The organism is Kitasatospora sp. NPDC034533 (assembly GCF_055575155.1).
In genome coordinates, this window is record NZ_JBVITE010000008.1 from 85,378 (window position 1) to 108,469 (window position 23,092).

Sequence of the window (23,092 nt, forward strand, 5' to 3'; positions counted from 1 at the left end):
GCCGTAATGCGGCCGGGGCGGGGGAAGGGCGGTAAGCGAAGCACACCTGAGCGATCGTCCATCCGTGACGGCAGTGATTTTCTGATCATTGCCACGTTACTAAAATTCAACGGGCCGCGACGAGTTGAGCGGCCGACGGTTCACAACCGGCCCGGTCGGCCGAAAACATCCGGCCGGAAAACGGCTGCGGGGCCGCTCCTCCGTCCGGGGGTGACGGAAGAGCGGCCCCGGCCTGCCGGTCAGGCGGGGGACCTGGCCGTTTCGATCGGCGGCGTCCGCATCCCCCTCCAGGAGGGGAACAGGGTCGCGCCGAAGATCAGGGCGAGCGCACCGAAGACGATCGCGAGGTAGATGCCGATCGAGCCCTTCGGGAGGATCGAGTCGGCCTTCACCAGGCTGTACGGGACGATCGTGGTCGCCGAGGCGATGGTGCCCAGGACGGTCGCGACGACGGCGACCAGGGCGCCTTCCACGCTCAGCATGCCCAGCACCTGGGCCTTGGTGGAGCCGGTCAGCCGCTGGAGGCCGAACTCGCCCTGGCGCTTGCGGGTGACCGCCACCAGGCTGTTGATCACGGTGATCGCCGCGTAGCCGACGATCATGGCGACGATGGTGTAGTTCGACGAGACCAGGATCTGCTGGATGTTGTTGTTGGAGCTGGTCAGCGTGGAGCGGTCGGAGATCTCGGTGCCGGGCACCGAGGCCGCCACGGCGTCCAGGCGGGACTCGATCTGGGCCCGGTCGGCGCCGCCGTCCGCCTTCACCAGGATCTTGGCCGGCAGGCCGCTGGTGGTGTGCGGGGCGAGCACGTCGGAGGGCAGCAGCAGGTACTGCTCCTTCGGGTTGTCGGCGTAGGTGGCCACGACCTTGGGCTCGGCGGCCGTGCCGTCACCGAAGTGGATCTTCAGGTTCTCGCCGATGGCGACGCCGAAGTCCTTGGCCTGCTTGTCCGACAGGGCGACGGTGTTGCCCTTCAGGTCCGCGATCGACCCGTTCAGCGAGTCCAGCGCGATGGTCTGCTGGACGCCGTTGGCGGAGACGCCGCGCAGGTCCATGGTGTCGCCGGCGGCGGAGTCCACGAAGCCGATGGAGCTGACCAGTTCGGAGGCGCCGGACACGCCCGGGATGGAGCGGACCGAGTTGACCACGCCCGGCCCGAAGCCACCGGTCGAGGAGTCGAGCACGTAGTCGGCCAGCACGTTGTTCTGGTAGCTCTTGGCCGAGACGGTGTCCTCGGTGGCCTGCATGTACAGGGTGCCGGTGGCGATGCCGATCAGCAGGATGATCGGGGCCACCGCGCCCGCCATCCGGACGTTGTTGGTGGTGGCGTTGCGCAGCGCCAGGTACCCCGACAGGCCGGAGACCGCGCGGACCGGCACGCTGAGCACCGTCACGATGCCCTTGGTGATCCCGGGGGCGAGCATCGCCAGACCGATCGCGAACAGGACGGAGGCCGGGCCGGCGGTGCTCGCCAGGGACGGCCCCTCCTTCATCACCGTCACGGTGACGACCGACAGCATGACGCCGTTGAGCATGAAGAACAGCGCCAGCAGCAGACGGGGGGTGGTGAGCCACTTGGCCTGGAAGGTGCTCTCGGCCAGCGCCGCGACCGGCTTGGTCTTCGCGGCCTTGCGGCCGGCGAACAGCGCCGCCCCCATGGCGGCGGCGATCGCCGCGACGGCGCCGACCGTGAGCGGGATCCAGCCCTCGTGGAAGACGATCTCCTTGGACACCACGCCGTTGCTGGTCAGCTGCCCGTACAGGAGTTTGCCGATGAGGAGGCCGGGGGCGATCGCCAGGGCGGTGGCGATCACCGACAGCACGGCTGTCTCGCCGAGGATCATCCGGCGCACCTGCTTGGAGGTGGTGCCGATCGCCCGCAGCAGGGCCATCTCGTGCGCCCGCTGCTGGAGCGAGAGCCCCATCGTGGAGGCCACGCCGAACATCACGATCAGAACCGCCCAGCTGCCGAAGATGGCCGACAGGATGGTCACGGTCTGCTGGCTGGACAGCACGCCCGGCAGGTCGGCCAGGCCGCGCCGCTCACCGCTGAGCACCATCGCCTTGCCGCTGACCGCCTCACCGACGGCCTTCTCCACCGCGGCGACGTCCGCGCCGGGCGCCGGCTGGACGCCGATGGAGTCGAACTTGCCCTCGGCCCCGGCCAGTTGCTGCGCCTGGGCGTCGGAGAAGAACAGGCTCGGCTTGATCGTCCCGCCGGTGTCGTGCTGGGCGATGCCGGAGACCGTGAAGTTGCGGGCCGTGCCGCGCACGTTCAGCTGCACGGTGGAGCCGACGCCGGCGCCCGAGTCGGTCGACAGCTTGGAGTCCAGGACCACCTGGTTGGTGCCCGGGGCCTGGCCCTGGGTCAGGGTGAACGGGGTCAGCCCGGCGCTGGACCAGTTGTGGCCCTTCGAGCCGGCGTCGATCGCCTTGCCGCCCACCACCACGGTCGCGGGGAAGGACAGGTCGGTGATCGCGTTGCCGACGCCGGGGACCGCCTTGACGGTGTCGAGCACCCCCGCGTCGATCCGGTTGCGCTCGGTCAGCGCGGTGTCGTCGTACGTCTGCTCACCGGTGACCACGAACGGCACGCCGGCGAGGCGCTGCGGCGGGGCCGCCATCCGGACGCCGGTCTCCATCAGGCCACCGCAGGCCATCACGATCGCGGCTCCCAGGAACATCGCCACGAAGGTGGCGATGAACCCGGCCTTGCGGAACTTCAGTGTGCGAAGAGCCAGCAGCAGCATCAGCGGCCACCCCCCGACAGCGAGGGCTCGTCGTCCCAGGCGCCGAGCCGGGTCATCCGCGCGGCGACCGCCTCGGCGGTCGGCTGCCACAGCTCGCCGACGAACTGGCCGTCCGCGAGGAAGACCACGCGGTCGGCGTAGGAGGCGGCCACCGGGTCGTGGGTGACCATGACCAGGGTCTGGCCGCCGGCCGTCACCGACTCGCGCAGCAGGCCGAGCACGGCCGCGGCGGTACGGGTGTCCAGGGCGCCGGTCGGCTCGTCGGCGAAGACCACGGCGGGCCGGGTCACCAGGGCGCGGGCGATCGCCACGCGCTGCTGCTGGCCGCCGGAGAGCTGGCCGGGCAGGTGGTCGAGCCGGTCGGCCAGGCCGACCCGGTTGACCACCATCAGGATCTGGTTCTTGTTGGGGCGCTTGCCGGCCAGCTGGAGCGGCAGCACGATGTTCTGCATCACCGTCAGCGCCGGAAGCAGGTTGAACGACTGGAAGATGAAGCCGATCCGGTCGCGGCGCAGCTTGGTCAGCGCCACCTCGTCCAGGTCCGCGAGGTTGGTGTCACCGACCAGCACCTTGCCCGAGGTCGGCTGGACCAGACCGGCGGCGCAGTGCAGGAAGGTGCTCTTGCCGGAGCCCGAGGGGCCCATCACGGCCGTGAAGCTGCCGGTCTCGAAGGTCATGCTCAGTCTCTTGAGCGCGGCCACCTCGTTGTCGCCTTTGCCGTAGATCTTCTCGACGGCATCCAGACGCACGGCCACTGTCCGCTGACCGTTCTCCTGAGTCTGCACTGGAACTCCCACCCGGTTAGTCACGCACCTCACGCGAACTGACAACAACGTTAGAAGCGGCGGCGGTTCGGCACATTGCCATTGGTTGGCGTATCGGAGGTAGAACTTTCTCTACCTCCGCGACGGAGGTTCTTCCACCGGCCCAAGCCGCTTCCGGGAAACACGGGGGGCGCGAAGCCGACGGCTTCGCGCCCCTGGTCACCGGCCCTGGCGCCGGGCCGGCGGGTGGTTCAGCTCTCCGCGTCCTCCAGGCCCGAGAGCCAGGCGTCGACCGCCGCGGCGGCGTCCGGTGCCGACTCCTCCAGGATGGTGAAGTGGGTGCCGGGCACCTCCCGCAGCTCGTGCTCGCCGCTCCACGAGGCGCGCCAGTCCTCGGTGCCCGGCGCGTCGGTGAAGGACCGCTGCGGGCGCACGAAGAGCACCGGGGCCGACAGCGCGCCCGGCAGGCAGTCCGTGATCAGGTCGCTGTAGCGGCTCATCGCGGCGAGCCGGGCGGCGCTGAACCGCCCGAAGGAGGACTCCCGGTCCAGCATGCCCCGGAACATCTGCGGCCAGAGCTCGTCCTGGCCCTCGCCGTCGGGCAGGTAGGTGTCCAGCAGGACGACGCCGGCGGCCGGGGTGCCCGCCTTCTCCAGCACCTCGGCGGTGGCGTGCGCGAACTGGCCGCCGGAGGAGTAGCCGACCAGGACGAAGGGCTCCCCCGCCGCCGCGGCCAGCACGCCGTCGACGAAGACCTCGACCGCCGCGTCCACCGAGCGCGGCAGCGCCTCCCCCGGTCCGAAGCCCGGCACCGGCGGCACCACCACCTCGCGGCGGCCGCGGAAGTGCGAGGCGAACCGGGCGTACTGGTGGGCGCCGCCGAGGGCCATCGGGGAGGGGAAGCAGATCAGTTTCGGGCCCCGCTCCCCCTGGGCCAGCCGGACCGGATCGGCCAGGTGCCCCAGTTCGGCCGCCGAGGAGAAGGCCGGCAGGATCTCGGCGACCGCGTCGAGCAGCGCCATCCCCTTCATCATCCGGCCCTCGGCGGCGGCCCGGCGCAGCAGTCCGCTGATCGACTCCAGGTCCTCGGCGGCGCCGCCGGCGGCCGGCTCGGCGGGCTGCTCGGCGGCCAGCTCGGCGGGCGCGGAGCCGCCGCGGGCCAGCTCGGCCCGCAGATGGGCGGCCAGGTCGGCCGGGGTGCGGTGGTCGAAGACCACCCCGGCGGACAGGGCCAGCCCGGTGGCCGCGGAGAGCGCGCCGCGCAGCTCCGTACCGGAGACCGAGTCCATCCCGGACTCCAGGAAGCCGGCCTGTGCCTCGATCGCCTCGGCGTCGGCGTGGCCGAGGATGGCGGCGGCCCGGCTGCGGACCAACTCGACCAGCAGCGCCTGCTGTTCGGCCTCGTCGAGCCCGGCGAGGCGTTCGCGCAGCGGCGCCGCCCCGGCCTCCTCGGCCCGCTGGTCGGGGACGTCCAGCGCGCCGACGGTCAGCGGGACGTCGGCCGCCAGCCAGTACCGCTGGTGCTGGAAGGCGTACGTGGGCAGGTCCGCGCGCTCGGTGCCGGGGAAGACCGCCCGCCAGTCGGGAGACAGGCCGTCGACGTGGAGCTCGGCCACTCCCGTCAGCAGGGTGGCGCTCTCCGAGCCGAGCCTGCGGCCGAGCGGGACGAACACCGCGTCCTCCGCCTGGGTGTTCTCCCGCGCGAGTCCGGTCAGGACGGCGTCGGGGCCCAGTTCCACGAACCTGGTCACCCCCGCGGCCTCCAGCGCCCGGACACCGTCCGCGAACCGCACCGCCTCCCGCACATGGCGCACCCAGTACTCCGGGTCCGCCAGTTCCTCGGTCGCCAGTGCGCCGGTGACGTTGGAGACCACCGGAACGGTCGCCCGCCCGTACGACAGAGAGGCCGCGACCTCCCGGAACTCGGCCAGCATCGGCTCCATCAGCGGCGAGTGGAAGGCGTGGCTGACCCGCAACCGCTTGGTCTTCTCGAAGGACCCGGCGATCCGCAGCACCTCGGACTCGACGCCCGAGACCACCACCGCCCTTGGCCCGTTGACCGCCGCGATGCCCACGCCCTCGGTCAGCAGCGGCAGCACCTCGGCCTCGGTCGCCCGCACCGCCACCATCGCACCGCCCTCGGGCAGCGCCTGCATCAGCCGGCCCCGCGCCGCGACCAGCCGGCAGGCGTCCGCCAGCGACAGCACCCCCGCCACGTGCGCGGCCGCGATCTCACCGATCGAGTGCCCCGCCAGGTAGTCCGGCCGCAGGCCCCAGGACTCCACCAGCCGGAACAGCGCCACCTCGAACGCGAACAGCCCGGTCTGCGCGTACAGGGTCCGGTCGACCGCCGCCGGGTCGGTGCCGAACAGCACCTCGGCGGTGCCGACCCCGAGCCGCTCGTTCACCTCGTCGAAGGCCTCGGCGAACACCGGGTGGTGGGCCCGCAGTTCGGCGCCCATCCCGAGCCGCTGGGCGCCCTGCCCGGTGAACAGGAAGGCCGTCCTGGCGCCCGTGCGGGCCCGGCCGCTCAGCACCGACGGCGCGCTCTCCGAGGCGGCCAGCCGCCCCAGCCCGTCGAGGAGCCGCTCGCGGTCCGGGCCGATGACGGCGGCCCGGTGCTCGAAGACGGCGCGTTCGGTGCCGAGCGACCTGGCCACCGCGCCCACCGCCTGCTCGGGGCGGTCGGCGGCGAAGGCCCGCAGCCGCCCGGCCTGGGCCGCCAGCGCCTGCGGGGTGCGGGCGGACAGCGGCCACAGGGCCACCGGCGGCGCCGGGTCGGGCTCGGGCCGATCGGCGGCGGCCGGGGCCGGGGCCTGCTCCAGGATGACGTGGGCGTTGGTGCCGCTGATGCCGAAGGAGGAGACACCGGCCCGGCGCGGACGCCCGGCCTCGGGCCACTCCCGCGCCTCGGTCAGCAGCCTGACCTCGCCGGCCTCCCAGTCCACCTTGCCGGACGGCTCGTCCACGTGCAGGGTCTTCGGCAGCACGCCGTGGCGCATCGCCTCGACCATCTTGATCACACCCGCCACGCCCGCCGCGGCCTGGGTGTGCCCGATGTTCGACTTCACCGAGCCCAGCCACAGCGGCCGGTCCGCCGGGCGGTCCTGCCCGTAGGTGGCCAGCAGCGCCTGGGCCTCGATCGGGTCACCCAGCGTGGTGCCGGTGCCGTGCGCCTCCACCACGTCCACGTCCGCGGCCGACAGCCGGGCACTGGCCAGCGCCTGACGGATCACCCGCTGCTGCGACGGCCCGTTGGGAGCCGTCAGCCCGTTGGACGCACCGTCCTGGTTGACGGCCGAGCCCCGCAGGACGGCCAGCACCCGGTGCCCGTTGCGCCGGGCGTCCGAGAGCCGCTCCAGCACCAGGACACCGACGCCCTCGGCGAAGCCGGTGCCGTCCGCGCTCTCGGCGAACGCCCGGCAGCGGCCGTCCGGGGAGAGCCCGCGCTGGCGGCTGAACTCCACGAAGGTGCCCGGCGAGGCCATCACCGTCACCCCGCCGGCCAGCGCCAGGGTGGACTCGCCGCCGCGCAGCGACTGCGCCGCCAGGTGCATCGCCACCAGCGAGGAGGAGCACGCCGTGTCGATCGACAGCGTCGGCCCCTCCAAACCGAGGGTGTACGCCACCCGGCCGGAGACGATGCTGCCGCTGCCGAACGCGCCGAAGTAGTCGTGGTACATCACCCCGGCGAACACCCCGGTGCGGCTGCCCTTCAGCGAGACCGGATCGATCCCGGCGCCCTCCAGTGCCTCCCAGCAGCTCTCCAGCAGCAGCCGCTGCTGGGGGTCCATCACCAGCGCCTCGCGCGGCGAGATCCCGAAGAACCCCGCGTCGAACGCCCCGGCGTCGTGCAGGAACCCGCCCTCGGCCGTGTAGGACTTGCCCTCCAGGCCCGGCCGAGGATCGTGGAGGTCGGCGTCCCACCCCCGGTCGGTGGGGAACGGCGTGATGCCGTCCCCGCCCTCCGTCACCAGCTCCCAGAGCTGCTGCGGCGAGGTGACCCCGCCCGGGTAGCGGCAGGCCATGCCCACGATCGCGATCGGCTCGCGCAGGGTCGCGGTGAGCTTGCGGTTCTGCTCCCGCAGCCGCTCGGTCTCCTTCAGCGAGGCCCGCAGGGCCTCGACCATCCTGGCGTCCGGGGTCCCGGTCACAGCTCCTCCTCCTGTCCGCCGAGGTCGTCGAGGGCCAGGTTCATCAGGCTCTCGATGTCCATCGCGTCGATCGACTCGCCGCCCTCGCCGTCCTCGTCCGTCGCCCCGGCGGCGGACTCGGCCTGGAGCCCCGCCAGTTCGAGCAGGCTGTCCAGGAGTCCGGCGTCCCGCAGCCGGGCCAGCGGGATCGCGCCCAGCGCCCGGCGGACGGCCGCCTCCTGCCCCTCGCCCGCGGCGTCCTCGGCCGGAGCCAGTTCGGCGTCCAGGTGCTCGGCCAGCACCGTCGGGCTCGGGTAGTCGAAGATCAGCGTGGCCGAGAGCCGCAGCCCGGTGGCCTCGTTGAGCTGGTTGCGGAACTCCACCGCCGTCAGCGAGTCGAAGCCCAGCTCGCTGAACGCCCGGTCCAGAGCGACCTCGGCAACCCCGAGCACCCCGGCCGCCTGGGCACCGACCAGGTCGAGCAGGAGCGCGATCCGCTCCGGGCCGGCCAGTTCGGCCAGGCTGCGCCGCAGCGCGGCCGAGGCCGTGGAGGCCGCCTGCGCCACCCGCCGCGAGGACGAGGAGCGCACCAGCCGGCCGAGCAGCGGCGGGACCCGGTTGCCCTGGGCCATCGCCGCCAGGTCCAGCTGGGCCGGCATCAGGACGGCTTCCGCCCGGCCGACCGCGGCGTCGAACAGCGCCAGGCCGGCCTCCTCGGTGAGGCTGCCCACGCCGGACTGGGCCATCCGGCGGCTGTCCGCCTCGCCGAGGCGGTCCGCCATGCCGCCGCTGCCCGACCACGCGCCCCAGGCCAGCGAGGTGGCCGGCAGGCCGACCGCCCTGCGGTGCAGGGCCAGGCCGTCGAGGTAGGCGTTGGCGGCGGCGTAGCTCGCCTGCCCGGGGCTGCCGAGCAGGCCGGCCGCCGAGGAGAACAGGACGAACGCCGACAGCTCCCGGTCCTTGGTCAGCTCGTGCAGGTTCCAGGCCGCGTCCACCTTGGGGCGCAGCACCGCGGAGAGCCGCTCGGGCGTCAGCGAGGCGAGCGTCCCGTCGTCCAGCACGCCGGCGGAGTGCACCACCGCGGAGACCGGGTACCGCGCCAGCACGCCGGCCAGTTCCTCGCGGTCGGCCAGGTCGCAGGCCAGGATGGTCACCTCGGCGCCCAGGCCGGTCAGTTCGGCCCGCAGCTCGGTGGCGCCGGGCGCCGCCTCGCCGCGCCGGCTGAGCAGCAGCAGGCTCTCCACCCCGTGCGCGGTGACCAGGTGGCGGGCCACCAGGCGGCCCAGCGCCCCGGTGCCGCCGGTGAGCAGCACCCGGCCGCGCCACTCGACGGGGGCGTCCAGCACGGCCTTCGCCGCCCTGGTGAGCCGCGGCGCGCCGAGCGCGCCCGCCCGCACCGCGAGCTGCGCCTCGCCGCTGGCGACGGCGGCCGGCAGCAGGTGCCAGCCCGGGTCCGCCGCGTCGTCGGCGTCGTGGTCGTCCAGGTCGACCAGCACGATCCGGTCGGGGTTCTCCGACTGGGCGGTGCGGATCAGTCCCCAGGCCGCGGCGGCGGCGAGGTCGGTGACGTCCTCGCCGGAGCGCGAGACCGCGCCGCTGGTCGCCACGACCGCCGTCGCCCGGGCGAACCGCTCGTCGGCCAGCCAGGACTGGAGGCGGCCGAGCAGCGCGGCCAGGCCCTCGTGGACGGCCCGCGGCTCGTCGCCGCCCGCCCAGGGCAGCACCAGGACGTCCACCGGGTCGGCCAGTGCGGCGAGTTCGTCGAGGTCGGCGACCGTGCTGACGGTGGCGACCCGCGCCGCCAGGGCGTCCAGCAGGCGCCGCCGGTGGGTGCCGAGCACCGCCCAGTGGCCGCCCGAGGGCGCCTGGCCGGCGGTGATGCCGGTCCACTCCAGGGCGAACAGCGAGTCGGTGCCGCCGGCCGTCGCCAGCCGGTCCACCGCGACCTCGCGCAGCACCAGCGACTCCACCCGGGCCACCGGGGCGCCGGCCCCGTCGGCCAGCTCGATCCGCACCGCGTCCGCTCCGGCCGGGCTGATCCGCACCCGCAGCGCCCGCGCGCCGACCGCGTACAGCTCCACCCCGCTCCAGGCGAACGGCAGGCTCATCCTCCGCTCCGCGCCGGCCCGCAGGCCGATCGCGTGCAGCGAGGCGTCGAGCAGGGCCGGGTGGATGCCGAACCGGTCGGCCTCCACCGGGAGTTCGACCTCGGCGAAGACCTCGTCGGCCAGCCGCCAGGCGGCCTTGAGGCCCCGGAAGAGCGGGCCGTACTCGGCGCCCAGCTCGGCCAGGTCCTCGTAGGTCCCGGCCAGGTCGAGCGCCTCGGCGCCGGCCGGCGGCCAGGCCTGCGCGGTGCCGGGCTCGGGGGCCGAGGCGGCCCGCAGCAGACCGGTGGCGTGCGCGGTCCACGGTCCGTCGTCCCTGGTGCGGGAGTGCACCTGGAAGGTCCAGGTGCCGGCCTCGGCCGGACGCACCGCGCACTGGAGGCGGACGGTGCCCTGCTCGGGCAGCAGCAGGGGTTCGGCGATGGTCAGCTCCTCGACGGCGCCGGCCCCGAGGTCCGCGCCGGCCGCGAGCGCCATCTCGACGAAGGCGGCGCCGGGCAGCAGCACCACCCCGCCGACCGCGTGGTCGGCGAGCCAGGGGTGGCTCTGGAGCGAGAGCTTTCCGGTGAACAGCGTGCCCTCGCCGTCCGCGAGGTCCACCGCGCTGCCCAGCAGCGGGTGGTCCGACGTCGCCCGGTAGCCCGCCGGCTCGCTCGCCATCCAGTACCGGCGGCGCTGGAAGGCGTACGTCGGCAGGTCGACGGCCACGCCGGCCGGCAGCAGCCGCGCCCAGTCCACCGTCACGCCGTGGACGTGGAGGGCGCCCAGGGCGGTGAGCACCGCCGCCGGCTCCTGCCGGTCCTTGCGCAGCAGCGGGATCAGGGCGGCCTCGGCGCTCTGCTCCTCGGTCAGGTTCTCGGCGGCCAGCGCGGTCAGCACCCCGCCCGGGCCGATCTCGACGAACCGGCGCGCGCCGGCCTCCGTCAGCGCCCGTACGCCGTCGGCGAAGCGCACCGCCTCGCGCACGTGGCGCACCCAGTACTCCGGCGAGCACAGCTCCTGTTCGGTGGCCCGGGCGCCGGTCAGGGTGGAGACGATCGCGATCCGCGGCGGGTGGTACTCCAGCCCGGCGGCGACCTCGCGGAACTCGTCGAGCATCGGCTCCATCAGCGGCGAGTGGAAGGCGTGACTGACCGTCAGCTCCCGCTTGCGCTCGAAGCGTCCGGCGATCGCCCGGACGGCCCCGGCCTCGCCGGAGACCACCACGGAGCTCGGGCCGTTGACCGCCGCGATGCTCACCCGGTCGCTCAGCAGCGGCTCGATCTCGGCCTCGGTGGCCTTGACCGCCACCATCGCGCCGCCGGCGGGCAGCGCCTGCATCAGCCGGCCGCGCGCGGCGACCAGCCGGGCGGCGTCCGCCAGCGACCAGACCCCGGCGACGTGGGCGGCGGCGAACTCGCCGATGGAGTGCCCGGCCAGCAGGTCCGGGCGCACGCCCCAGGACTCCAGCAGCCGGAACAGCGCGACTTCGAGCGCGAACAGGGCGGGCTGGGTGTACTCGGTGCGGTCCAGCAGCTCGGCCGAGGACAGCGCCTCGCGCAGCGGCCGCTCCAGCAGCGGGTCCAGCTGCTCGCAGACCTCCGCGAAGGCGGCCGCGAAGGCCGGGAAGGCCTCCGCCAGCTCCTCGCCCATGCCGACCAGTTGCGAGCCCTGGCCGGAGAAGAGGAACGCGGTGCGGCCGGCCGCCGCGGCGCCCAGCACCACGGCCGGCGAGGCCTGGCCCTCGGCCAGCGACCGCAGGCCGCGCAGCAGTTCGTCCCGGTCGGCGCCGCTGACCGCGGCGCGGTGGGCGTGGTGGCCGCGGGCGGTCGCCAGCGCCGCCGCGACCAGGCGCGGATCGAGCCCGTCGCGCTCCTCCAGGTGGGCCAGCAGCCGCCCGGCCTGGTCGCGCAGCGCCTGCGGGCCGTGGCCGGAGAGCAGCAGCGGGACCTGGTGGTCCGGAGCCGCGACGGCCTCCTCCACGCCCTCCTCGGCGGGCGCGGCCTCGATCACCACGTGGGCGTTGGTGCCGCTGATCCCGAACGAGGAGATCCCGGCCCGGCGGGGGTGGTCGTACTCGGGCCACTCCCGGGACTCGGTGAGCAGCCGGACGTGGCTGTCCGTCCAGTCGACGTGCCGGGACGGCTCGTCCACGTGCAGGGTCTTCGGCAGCACCCCGTGACGGATCGCCTGGACCGTCTTGATCACGCCGGCCACACCGGCCGCGGCCTGGGTGTGCCCGATGTTCGACTTGATCGAGCCGAGCCAGAGCGGGCGCTCCTCGGTGTGCTCGCTGCCGTACGTCGCGATCAGGGCCTGGGCCTCGATCGGGTCGCCCAGCGTGGTGCCGGTGCCGTGCGCCTCGACCAGGTCGACCTCGCCGCCGGAGACGCCCGCCGCCGCCAGCGCCCGGCGGATCACCCGCTGCTGGGCGGGGCCGTTGGGGGCGGTGATGCCGTTGGAGGCGCCGTCCTGGTTCATCGCGGTGCCGCGCACCACGGCCAGCACCTGGTGGCCGTTGCGGCGGGCGTCGGAGAGGCGCTCCAGCAGCAGGACGCCCGCGCCCTCGCCGAAGCCGGTGCCGTTGGCGGCATCCGCGAACGGGCGGCAGCGCCCGTCGCGGGACAGGCCGCGCTGGCGGCTGAACTCGACGAAGGTCCCCGGGGTGGCCATCACCGTCACGCCGCCGGCCAGGGCCAGGGTGCAGTCCCCCTGGCGCAGCGACTGCACCGCGAGGTGCAGCGCGACCAGCGAGGAGGAGCAGGCGGTGTCCACCGTCAGCGTCGGGCCCTCCAGGCCGAGGGTGTACGCCACCCGGCCGGAGACCACGCTGCCGGAGCCGTAGCTCTCGAAGTAGTCGTGGTACATCAGGCCGGCGAACACCCCGGTGGAGCTGCCGCGCAGCGAGGCCGGGTCGATGGAGGCCCGCTCCAGCGCCTCGTAGGAGGTCTCCAGCAGGACGCGCTGCTGCGGGTCGGTGACCAGCGCCTCCTCCGGGTCCATGCCGAAGAAGTCGGCGTCGAAGTCGCCCGCGTCGTACAGGAACGCGCCGTGCTTGGCGTAGCTGGTGCCGGGGCGGTCCAGGGTCGGGTCGTAGAGCGACTCCAGGTCCCAGCCGCGGTCGGTGGGGAACTCTCCGATGGCGTCCACCTCGCCGACGACCAGCTTCCACAGGTCCTCGGGGGAGTTGACGCCGCCGGGGTAGCGGCAGCTCATCGCGATGATCGCGATCGGCTCGTCGTCGGCTCCGGTGGTGGCGGCGGCCTTGACCGGCGCGGCCGCCAGGTTGCCGACCAGCTGGTCGAGCAGGTAGCCGGCCAGCTCGCGCGGGTTGGGGTAGTCGAACACCAGGGTGGCCGGCAGGCGCAGCCCGGTGGCCGCCGCCAGGCCGTTGCGCAGCTCGACCGCGGCCAGCGAGTCGAAGCCCAGCTCGCGGAAGGCCTTGTGCGCCTCGACCGCGTCGGCCGAGCGGTGCCCGAGCACCGAGGCGGCCTGGGTGCGCACCAACTCCACCAGGACGGGCCCGCGTTCGGCCTCGGCCAGGGCGGCCAGCCGGCCGCGCAGCGAATCGGCGCCGGCGGCGGGCTGTCCGGAGACGGCCTGGCGCCGGGAGCGCACCAGGGCGCGGAACAGCGGCGACAGGGCGTCGCCCTGGGCCCGCAGTCCGGCCGGCTCCAGCTTCATCGGCAGCACGGCGGGGAGCCGGGAGTGCAGCGCCTCGTCGAAGAGCTCCAGGCCCTCGTCGGTGGCCAGGGCCGCCACGCCGCCCCGGGAGATCCGGGACAGGTCGGTGTCGTCCAGCGTGCCGGTCATCCCGCTGGCCTGCGCCCACAGACCCCAGGCCAGCGACTGGCCCGGCAGGCCGAGCGCCTGGCGGTGGACCGCCAGGGCGTCCAGGAAGGCGTTGGCGGCGGCGTAGTTGGCCTGTCCGGGCGAGCCGAGGGTGGCGGCGGCCGAGGAGAACAGGACGAACGCCCCGAGGTCCAGGCCGGCGGTCAGCTCGTGCAGGTTCCAGGCCGCGTCCACCTTGGGGCGCAGCACGGTGTCCAGCCGCTCGGCGGTCAGCGAGGAGAGCACGCCGTCGGCGAGCACCCCGGCCGCGTGCACCACGCCGGTCAGCGGGTGCTCGGCGGGGATCGCGGCCAGCACCTCGGCGAGCGCTTCGCGGTCCGCGACGTCGCAGGCGGCTCCGGTGACCTCGGCGCCGAGGGCGGTCAGCTCGGCGACCAGCTCGGGGTCGGCGCCGCGGCGGCTGAGCAGCAGCAGGTGCCGCACGCCCCATTCGGTGACCAGCCGGCGGGCGATCAGGGTGCCCAGGGCGCCGCTCGCGCCGGTCAGCAGGACGGTGCCGGCCGGGTCGAGTTCCAGCGGCTCCGGCTCGGCGGCCGGTTCGGCCCGGACCAGCCGGGGCAGCCGGACGGCGCCCTCGCGGATCGCCAGGTGCGCCTCCCCCACGGCGGTGGCCGCGGGCAGCAGCGCCTCGGAGGCGGGGTCCTCGTCCAGCTCGACCAGGACGATCCGGTCCGGGTTCTCGGACTGCGCCGAGCGGACCAGTCCGGCCACCGCGGCGCCGGCCAGGTCGGGGCCGGTGGCCACCAGCACGGTGGACTCCCCCGCCAGGTGCTCGCGCAGCTGGCCGAGGACGGTGTGGACGGCGGCCCGGACCTCGTCCGCGCCGGTGCCGGCCGGGCTGCGCAGCACCACCGGCCGGTGGGCGGGGTCGACGGCCGGGGTCGGCGCGGCGATCCACTCCACCCGGTAGAGCGAGCCGGCCCGCGCCGACTTGGCGGCGGCGGCGAGCTGTTCGGCCGGGATGGGGCGCAGGGCGAGCGAGCCGACGCTCGCCACCGGCGCGCCGCCGGCGTCGGCGAGGGTCAGCTCCACCGCGCCGGCCTGCTCCAGCGGCCGGACCCTCACCCGCAGGTCCTTGGCGCCGGTCGCGTGCAGCCGCACCTCGTTCCAGGCGAACGGCAGCAGCGCCTCGTCCTCGGCGACGCCGGTCAGGCCGACGGTGTGCAGGGCGGCGTCCGCCAGCGCCGGGTGCAGGCCGTAGCCGTCCACCTGCTGGGCGAAGGACACCTCGGCGTAGACCTCCGGGCCCAGGCGCCAGGCGGCGCGCAGGCCCTGGAAGGCGGGGCCGTAGCCGAGTCCGGCCTCGGCGAGCTGCTCGTACAGCCCGTCGAGGTCGATCGGCTCGGCGCCGGTGGGCGGCCAGACCGTGAGCTCCGGGCCGGCCGGGGCGCCGCCGGTGGCGAGCATGCCGTCGGCGTGCCGGGTCCAGGGCAGTTCGTCGCCCTCGCTCTCGGGGCGGGAGTAGACGCCGACCGGGCGGCCCGCCTCCTCGGCCGCGCCGACCACCACCTGGAGCTGCACCGCGCCGTGCTCGGGGAAGACCAGCGGGGCGTGCAGGGTGAGGTCTGCGACCCGGTCCAGGCCGACCTGGTCGGCGGCCTGGAGGGCCAGTTCGAGGTAGCCGGTGCCGGGGAACAGCAGTTCCCCGCCGACCACGTGGTCGGCCAGCCACGGGTGGGTGCCGAGCGAGAGGCGGCCGGTGAGGACGGTGCCGTCGGTGTCGGCGCGGGTCATCGCCGCGCTGAGCATCGGGTGCTCGGTCCGGTTGAGGCCCGCCGAGGTGACGTCGGCGTTGCCGGAGACGCTGTCCAGCCAGAACCGCTCGTGCTGGAAGGCGTAGGTCGGCAGCTCGACGCGGCGCGGTCGCGGGCTTCCGAAGACCGTCCGCCAGTCGACCGTGACGCCGTGGGTGAAGGCCTCGCCGAGCGCGGCGGCGAACCGGGCCGGGCCGCCCTCCTCGCGGCGCAGCGAGCCCAGCGCCCGGACGCCGTCGAAGGTCTCCTGGAGGCCGACGGTGAGCACCGGGTGCGGGCTGCACTCGATGAACACGCCGTGGCCCTTGGCGACCGCCGCCGCGGCGGCCTGCTCGAAGAGCACGGTCTGGCGCAGGTTGGTGTACCAGTACTCGGCGTTCAGCTCCGTGGTGTCGATCGGCTCGCCGGTGACGGTCGAGTAGAACGGCACCTCGGCGGGGCGCGGCGAGACGTCCGCGAGGGTCTCCAGCAGCCTGGTGCGGATCGACTCGACCTGCGCGGAGTGCGAGGCGTAGTCCACCGGCAGCCGCTTGACCCGGACGCCCTCGTCCTTGAGCTCGGCCTGGAGGCGGTCCAGCGCGTCCACGAAGCCGGAGACCACGACCGAGCCGGAGCCGTTGCGCGCGGCGACGGACAGCCGGCCGTCGTAGGCGGCGAGCCGCTCCTCCACCTGGTCGACGGGCAGCGCGACCGACATCATGCCGCCCCCGCCGGACAGGTCCTGGGCGATGGCCTGGCTGCGCAGGGTGACGATCCTGGCGCCGTCCTCCAGGGAGAGCGCTCCGGCGACCACGGCCGCGGCGATCTCGCCCTGGGAGTGCCCGATCACCGCGGCGGGGCGCACCCCGTGGGAGGTCCACGTCCGTGCCAGCGAGACCATGACGGCCCAGAGCAGCGGCTGGACGACGTCCACCCGGTCCAGCGGGCCGTTCAGCTCGGTCAGCAGGTCCCAGTCGGTGAACGGCGCGCAGGCGGCGGCGCACTCGGCCATCGCGGCCGCGAACACCGATGAGGCGGCGAGCAGTTCGGTGGCCATGCCCTGCCACTGGGAGCCCTGGCCGGGGAAGACCAGGACGGGGCGGGAGCCGGTGGCGGTGCCCTCGACCAGGCCGGGGGCGGTGCGCCCTTCGGCCAGTGCGGCCAGCGAGTCGCGCAGTTCGGCGCGGTCCGCGCCGGTGATGGCCGCGCGGTGCTCGAAGTGGGACCGGGTGGTGGCCAGGGCGTGGGCCAGGTCCGCGGGGGCGAGGTGCGGATCGGCGTCCACGAGGGCCAGCAGCCGTTCGGCCTGGGCGGGCAGCGCCGCCTTGGACTTCGCGGAGAGCAGCCAGGGGGCGGTGGTCTCCGGCTGCTCGGCGGCCGGCTCGGCGGCCGCTTCGGCGGCGGGCTCGGGGACGGCCTCGATGATGGCGTGGGCGTTGGTGCCGCTGATCCCGAAGGAGGAGACGCCGGCCCGGCGCGGACGCCCGGCCTCGGGCCACTCCCGGGCCTCGGTCAGCAGCCGGACCTCGCCGGCCTCCCAGTCCACGTGGGTGGACGGCTCGTCCACGTGCAGGGTCTTGGGCAGCACGCCGTGGCGCATCGCCTGGACCATCTTGATCACACCCGCGACGCCCGCGGCGGCCTGGGTGTGGCCGATGTTGGACTTGATGGAGCCCAGCCACAGCGGCCGGTCGGCCGGGCGGTCCTGCCCGTAGGTGGCCAGCAGCGCCTGGGCCTCGATCGGGTCGCCCAGCGTGGTGCCGGTGCCGTGCGCCTCCACCACGTCGACGTCGCCGGTGGACAGCCCGGCGTTGGCCAGGGCCTGCTCGATCACCCGCTGCTGGGAGGGCCCGTTGGGGGCCGTCAGGCCGTTGGAGGCACCGTCCTGGTTGACGGCGGTGCCCCGGACCACGGCCAGCACCCGGTGCCCGTTGCGCTCGGCGTCCGAGAGCCGCTCCAGGACGAGGACGCCGACGCCCTCGCCCCAGACCGTGCCGCCGGCGCCGGTGGCGAACGGGCGGCACTGCGCGTCGGGGGCGAGCGCGCCCTGCCGGCTGAACTCCACGAACGGATCCGGGGTCGACATCACCGCGACGCCGCCGACCAGGGCGAGGGTGGACTCGCCGCCGCGCAGCGACTGGGCCGCGAGGTGCAGCGCCACCAGCGAGGAGGAGCACGCCGTGTCGATCGACAGCGACGGGCCCTCCAGTCCGAGGGTGTAGGCCACCCGGCCGGAGACGATGCTGCCGCTGCCGAACGCGCCGAAGTAGTCGTGGTACATCACGCCGGCGAACACGCCGGTGCGGCTGCCCTTGAGCGAGACCGGGTCGATCCCGGCGCCCTCCAGCGCCTCCCAGGAGCTCTCCAGCAGCAGCCGCTGCTGGGGGTCCATCAGCAGCGCCTCGCGCGGCGAGATCCCGAAGAACCCGGCGTCGAACGCGTCGGCGTCGTGCAGGAACCCGCCCTCGTGGACGTAGCTGGTGTCGGGGCGCTCGCGGGTCGGGTCGTAGATCCGGTCGATGTCCCAGCCCCGGTTGTCCGGGAAGGAGCTGATCGCGTCGGTCTCCCCGATCACCAGGTCCCACAGCCCCTGCGGCGAGGTGACCCCGCCCGGGTAGCGGCAGGCCATGCCGACGATCGCGATCGGCTCGTCGGTACGGGCGCTGCTCGCCCGGGTGGCCTTGCGCGGGCCGGACTTGACGCCGCTGAACTGCGTGGCCAGGTAGCCGGCCAGCGCCTCGGGCGACGGGTAGTCGAAGACCAGGGTGGCGGGCAGCCGGTGGCCGGTCTCGGCGGTGAGGGCGTTGCGCAGTTCGACGGCGGCCAGCGAGTCGAAGCCGAGGTCCTGGAAGGCCCGGCCCGGGTCGATCGCCTCCGCGGAGGCGTGCCCGAGCACGGCCGCGACCTGCGCGCGGACCAGCTGGAGCAGGGCGTCCGCCCGCTCCTGCTCGCCGAGTTCGGCCATCAGGTCGGCGAAGGAGAACTCCGAGCCGGCGGCCGCCGCCGCCTCGCGGCGCACGGTGCGGCCCACCAGGGAGCGGAAGACCGGGGCGAGCGCGGCGCCCTGGCGGCGCAGCGCCGCGAGGTTCAGCCGCACCGGGGCCAGCGCCGCCGCCCCGGTGGCCCGGGCCAGGTCGAAGAGCGCCACGCCGTCCTCGGCGGACAGCTCGGTCATGCCGCCGCGCGAGATCCTCGCCCGGTCGGCCTCCTCCAGGCTGCTGGTCATGCCGCCGACCGGCGCCCAGGGGCCCCAGGCCAGCGAGAGGGCGGGCAGGCCGAGCGCGTGGCGGTGCGCGGCCAGCGCGTCCAGGAAGGCGTTGGCCGCCGCGTAGTTGCCCTGGCCGGGTGCGCCGACCAGCCCGGCGACGGAGGAGAACAGCACGAAGGCGCGCAGCGGGGCGTCCGCGGTCAGCTCGTGCAGGTTGAGCGCGCCGTCCACCTTGGGCCGCAGCACGGCGTCGATCCGCTCGGGGGTCAGCGAGGCGACCACGCCGTCGTCGAGCAGGCCGGCGGCGTGCACCACGGCGGTGAGCGGGTGGGCGGCCGGGATCTCGGCCAGCACCTCGGCGAGCGCGGCGCGGTCGGCCACGTCGCAGGCCCGGACGGTGACCCGGGCGCCGAGCTCGGTGAGTTCGGCGCTCAGCTCCTGGGCGCCGCCGCGCCGGCTGAGCAGCAGGAGGTGGCGCGCGCCGAGGGCGGTGACGAGGTGGCGGGCGAGCACCGGGCCGAGGCCGCCGGTCGCGCCGGTGAGCAGCACGGTGCCCTCGGGGTCGAGCTCGGCCGCGTCCTCGCTGCCCGGCTCGGCGGCGGCCAGCCGGGCCGCGTGGGCGGCCCCGGCGCGGATCGCCAGCTGCGGCTCGCCGGAGGCGAGGACGGCGGCGGCGAGCGCCTCGGCGTCGGCGTCCTCGTCGAGGTCGAGCAGCGTGAAGCGGTCGGGGTTCTCCGACTGCGCCGAGCGCAGCAAGCCCCACACCGCGGCGCCGGCCAGGTCGGCGACCTGCTCGCCGGCGATCGAGAGCGCGCCGCGGGTGACCACCAGCAGCGGGCGCGGGTCCTCGTCCTGGGCGGCGGCCAGCGCCGCGTGGACGGCGGCCCGTACGGCCTGGGCGTCGGTGCCGGGCACGCTGTGCAGCACCCGGTGGTCGGTCTCGTCCGCCGCCTCGGCCAGCTGGACGGGGCTCCAGCCGAGCCGGAACAGCGCGTCGTTCGCGGGGCCCTGCGGCCGGCGCAGGTTGGTCAGCGGCCGGGAGGCCAGCGAGGCCACCGAGGCGACCGGGGCGCCGGTGGCGTCGGCGAGGTCGACGGCGAAGGAGTGCGTTCCGGTGGCGCGCAGCCGCACCCGCAGCACCGAGGCGCCGACGGCGTGCAGCGAGACGCCGGAGAACATGAAGGGCAGCCGGGCGGTCTCGTCGTCGGAGCCGTCGCCGAGCAGGGCGAGCGCGTGCAGCGCGGCGTCGAAGGCGGCCGGGTGCAGGCCGAACCGGCCCGCGTCGGCGGCCGGGCGCTCGGCGAGGCGGACCTCGGCGAACAGCTCGTCACCGCGCTGCCAGGCGCCGTGCAGGGCCTGGAAGGTCGGGCCGTAGTGCAGGCCGGAGGCGGCGTGCCGCTCGTAGAGGCCGGCCGTCTCCAGCTCCTGCGCGCCGGCCGGCGGCCACTCGGTGAGGCGCTCGCCGGTGCCGGCGGGCGCCTGGCCGAGCAGGCCGGAGGCGTGCAGGGTCCACGGCTGTTCGGCGGACGCGCTCTCGGCGCGCGAGTAGACGCTCACCGTACGGCTGCCGGCCGCGTCGGGGGCGCCGACGGTGACCTGCACCCGGATGCCGTCCTGCTCGGGCAGGACCAGCGGCACCTCCAGGGTCAGCTCCTCCAGGTGGCCGCAGCCGACCTGGTCGCCGGCCCGGATGGCCAGTTCGACCATGGCGGTGCCGGGCACCACGACCCGGTCGCCGACCACGTGGTCGGCCAGCCACGGGTGGGTGCGCACGGAGAGCCGCCCGGTGAGCACCGCGCCGTCGGAGTCGGCCAGCATGGTGGCCGCGCCCAGCAGCGGGTGCTCGGTGGAGTCCAGGCCGACGGAGGTGACGTCGCCGGCCGAGGCCGGGACGTCCACCCAGAAGCGGCTGCGCTGGAAGGCGGTGGTGGGCAGGTCGACCCGGGCGGCGCCCTGGAACAGGGTGCCCCAGTCGGGCGAGCAGCCGCCGATGTGCAGCTGGGCGAGCGCGGTGAGCAGGGTCTCCGGCTCGGAGCGCTCGCGCCGGGTGGCGGCGGCGAGCACGGCGTCCTCGGAGTCCAGGCACTCGCGGGCCATCGCGGTCAGCACGGCGTCGGGGCCCAGCTCCAGGAAGCGGGTGACGCCCGCGGCCTCCAGGGCCCGGACACCGTCGTGGAAGCGCACGGCCTCGCGGACGTGGCGCACCCAGTACTCCGGGTCCGCCAGTTCCTCGGTCGCCAGTGCGCCGGTGACGTTGGAGACCACCGGAACGGTCGCCCGCCCGTACGCCAGGCCCGACACCACCGCGCGGAACTCGGCCAGCATCGGCTCCATCAGCGGCGAGTGGAAGGCGTGGCTGACCCGCAACCGCTTGGTCTTCTCGAAGGACCCGGCGACCCGCAGCACCTCGGACTCGACGCCCGAGACCACCACCGCCCTCGGCCCGTTGACCGCCGCGATGCCCACGCCCTCGGTCAGCAGCGGCAGCACCTCGGCCTCAGTCGCCCGCACCGCTGCCATCGCACCGCCCTCGGGCAGCGCCTGCATCAGCCGGCCCCGCGCCGCGACCAGCCGGCAGGCGTCCGCCAGCGACAGCACCCCCGCCACGTGCGCGGCCGCGATCTCACCGATCGAGTGCCCCGCCAGGTAGTCCGGCCGCAGGCCCCAGGACTCCACCAGCCGGAACAGCGCCACCTCCACGGCGAAGAGCGCGGCCTGGGTGGTGGCGGTACGGTTCAGCGGCTCGGCGTCGGTGCCGAAGACGAGGTCCTTGAGCCCCTCGTCGAAGTGCCCGCAGACCTCGTCGAAGGCCTGCCGGAACGCCTCGAACTCCTCGTACAACTCCCGCCCCATACCAGGGCGTTGGGAGCCCTGACCGGTGAACAGGAAGGCCGTCTGGCCCTTGACGGTCCGGCCCTTGAGCACCCCGGGGGCGCCCTCGGCCAGCGCGGCCAGGCCGCTGCGCAGCTGCTCGCCGTCCCGGCCGAGCACCACGGCCCGGTACTGCTGGGCGGTCCGGGTGGTGGCCAGCGAGAAGCCGGCGTCCACCGGGTCCAGCGTGTCCGCCACGGCGGCCAGCCGCAGCGCCTGCGCGCGCAGCGCCTCGGGGGTGCGCCCGGAGACCAGCCACGGGATGGTCGAGGGCGCCCGGCGCGGCTCGCGCTCGACGGCCTCCTCGGCGGGGGCCTGCTCGATGATGGTGTGGGCGTTGGTGCCGCTCGCGCCGAAGGAGGAGATGCCGGCCCGGCGCGGGCGGTCGACCTCCGGCCAGTCCCGGGCCTCGGTGAGCAGCTTGACCTCGCCGGCCGTCCAGTCCACCTTGCTGGACGGCTGCTCCGCGAACAGGGTCTTGGGCAGCACGCCGTGGCGCATCGCCTCGACCATCTTGATCACACCCGCGACACCGGCCGCGGCCTGGGTGTGGCCGATGTTCGACTTGATCGAGCCCAGCCACAGCGGCCGGTCCGCCGTACGGCCCTGGCCGTAGGTGGCCAGCAGCGCCTGGGCCTCGATCGGGTCGCCCAGCGTGGTGCCGGTGCCGTGCGCCTCCACCACGTCCACGTCACCGGTGGACAGCCCGGCGCCGGCCAGCGCCTGACGGATCACCCGCTGCTGCGAGGGCCCGTTGGGGGCCGTCAGCCCGTTGGACGCGCCGTCCTGGTTGACGGCGGAGCCGCGCACCACGGCCAGCACCCGGTGCCCGTTGCGCCGGGCGTCGGACAGGCGCTCCAGCAGCAGCATGCCGGCGCCCTCGCCCCAGCCGGTGCCGTCCGCCTCCTCGGCGAAGGACTTGCACCGGCCGTCCTGGGAGAGCCCGCGCTGACGGCTGAAGGCGATGAACGCGCCCGGGGTGGACATCACCGAGACGCCGCCGGCCAGCGCCAGCGTGCACTCGCGCTGGCGCAGCGCCTGCACCGCGAGGTGCAGCGCCACCAGGGCCGAGGAGCACGCGGTGTCGATGGTGACGGCGGGCCCCTCCATGCCGAGGGTGTAGGAGATCCGGCCGGCCATCACCGCCGCCAGCACGCCGGTGCCGAGCGCCGCCTCCGGGTCCTTCGGGAGCTTGGCCAGCACGTCGCGGTAGTCCTGGCCGTTGGTGCCCGCGAACACCCCGATCCGGGCGCCGCGCACCGAGTCCGGCGCGATGCCGCCGCGCTCCAGCGCCTCCCAGGCCACCTCCAGGAGCAGCCGCTGCTGGGGGTCCATCAGCAGCGCCTCGCGCGGCGAGATGCCGAAGAAGTCCGGCTCGAAGTCGGCGGCGTCGTGCAGGAAGCCGCCCTTCAGCACGTAGCTCTTCCCGGAGGCGTCCGGGTCGGGGTCCAGGAGCGCGTCGCCGTCCCAGCCCCGGTCCTGCGGGAAGTCCGTGACGGCGTCGGTGCCGTCGGCGACCAGCCGCCAGAGCTCCTCGGGGGTGCTGACGCCACCGGGGAAGCGGCAGCTCATCGCCACGATGGCGATGGGCTCCTTCTCCTCGGTCTCCACGTCGCGCAGCCGCTGCCGGGTCTGGGCCAGGTCAGCGGTGACCCTCTTGAGATAGTCGAGCAGCTTGTCATCGTTGGTCATCGAGT

Annotated in this window: 4 protein-coding genes; all 4 read right to left on the minus strand. The window is 74.9% G+C overall.

Going from position 1 to position 23,092, the window contains the following annotated elements; translation table 11 throughout:
- Nucleotides 1-239: 239 nt before the first annotated feature.
- A complete protein-coding gene (locus ACZ55U_RS08555; protein ID WP_465523821.1) occupies nt 240-2,750 on the minus strand; it encodes an ABC transporter permease in 2,511 nt (836 codons plus the stop codon).
- Complete coding sequence (locus ACZ55U_RS08560; RefSeq protein WP_465523823.1) at nt 2,750-3,535, minus strand: ABC transporter ATP-binding protein; 786 nt, start codon at nt 3,533-3,535, stop codon at nt 2,750-2,752. Before ACZ55U_RS08560 ends, ACZ55U_RS08555 begins: the two co-directional genes overlap by 1 nt.
- A gap of 230 nt (nt 3,536-3,765) precedes the next feature.
- The gene (locus ACZ55U_RS08565) at nt 3,766-7,668 is read right to left on the minus strand and encodes a type I polyketide synthase (RefSeq protein ID WP_465523825.1); all 3,903 of its coding nucleotides are present in this window, start codon (nt 7,666-7,668) and stop codon (nt 3,766-3,768) included.
- A complete protein-coding gene (locus tag ACZ55U_RS08570) occupies nt 7,665-23,087 on the minus strand; it encodes an SDR family NAD(P)-dependent oxidoreductase (protein WP_465523827.1) in 15,423 nt (5,140 codons plus the stop codon). Before ACZ55U_RS08570 ends, ACZ55U_RS08565 begins: the two co-directional genes overlap by 4 nt.
- Between the last annotated feature and the right edge of the window lie 5 nt (nt 23,088-23,092).

Bases quoted from the DNA above. Each gene is read 5' to 3' on its own strand.
- ACZ55U_RS08555 (WP_465523821.1), bottom strand. From the start codon at position 2,750: ATGCTGCTGCTGGCTCTTCGCACACTGAAGTTCCGCAAGGCCGGGTTC.
- ACZ55U_RS08570 (WP_465523827.1), bottom strand. From the start codon at position 23,087: ATGACCAACGATGACAAGCTGCTCGACTATCTCAAGAGGGTCACCGCT.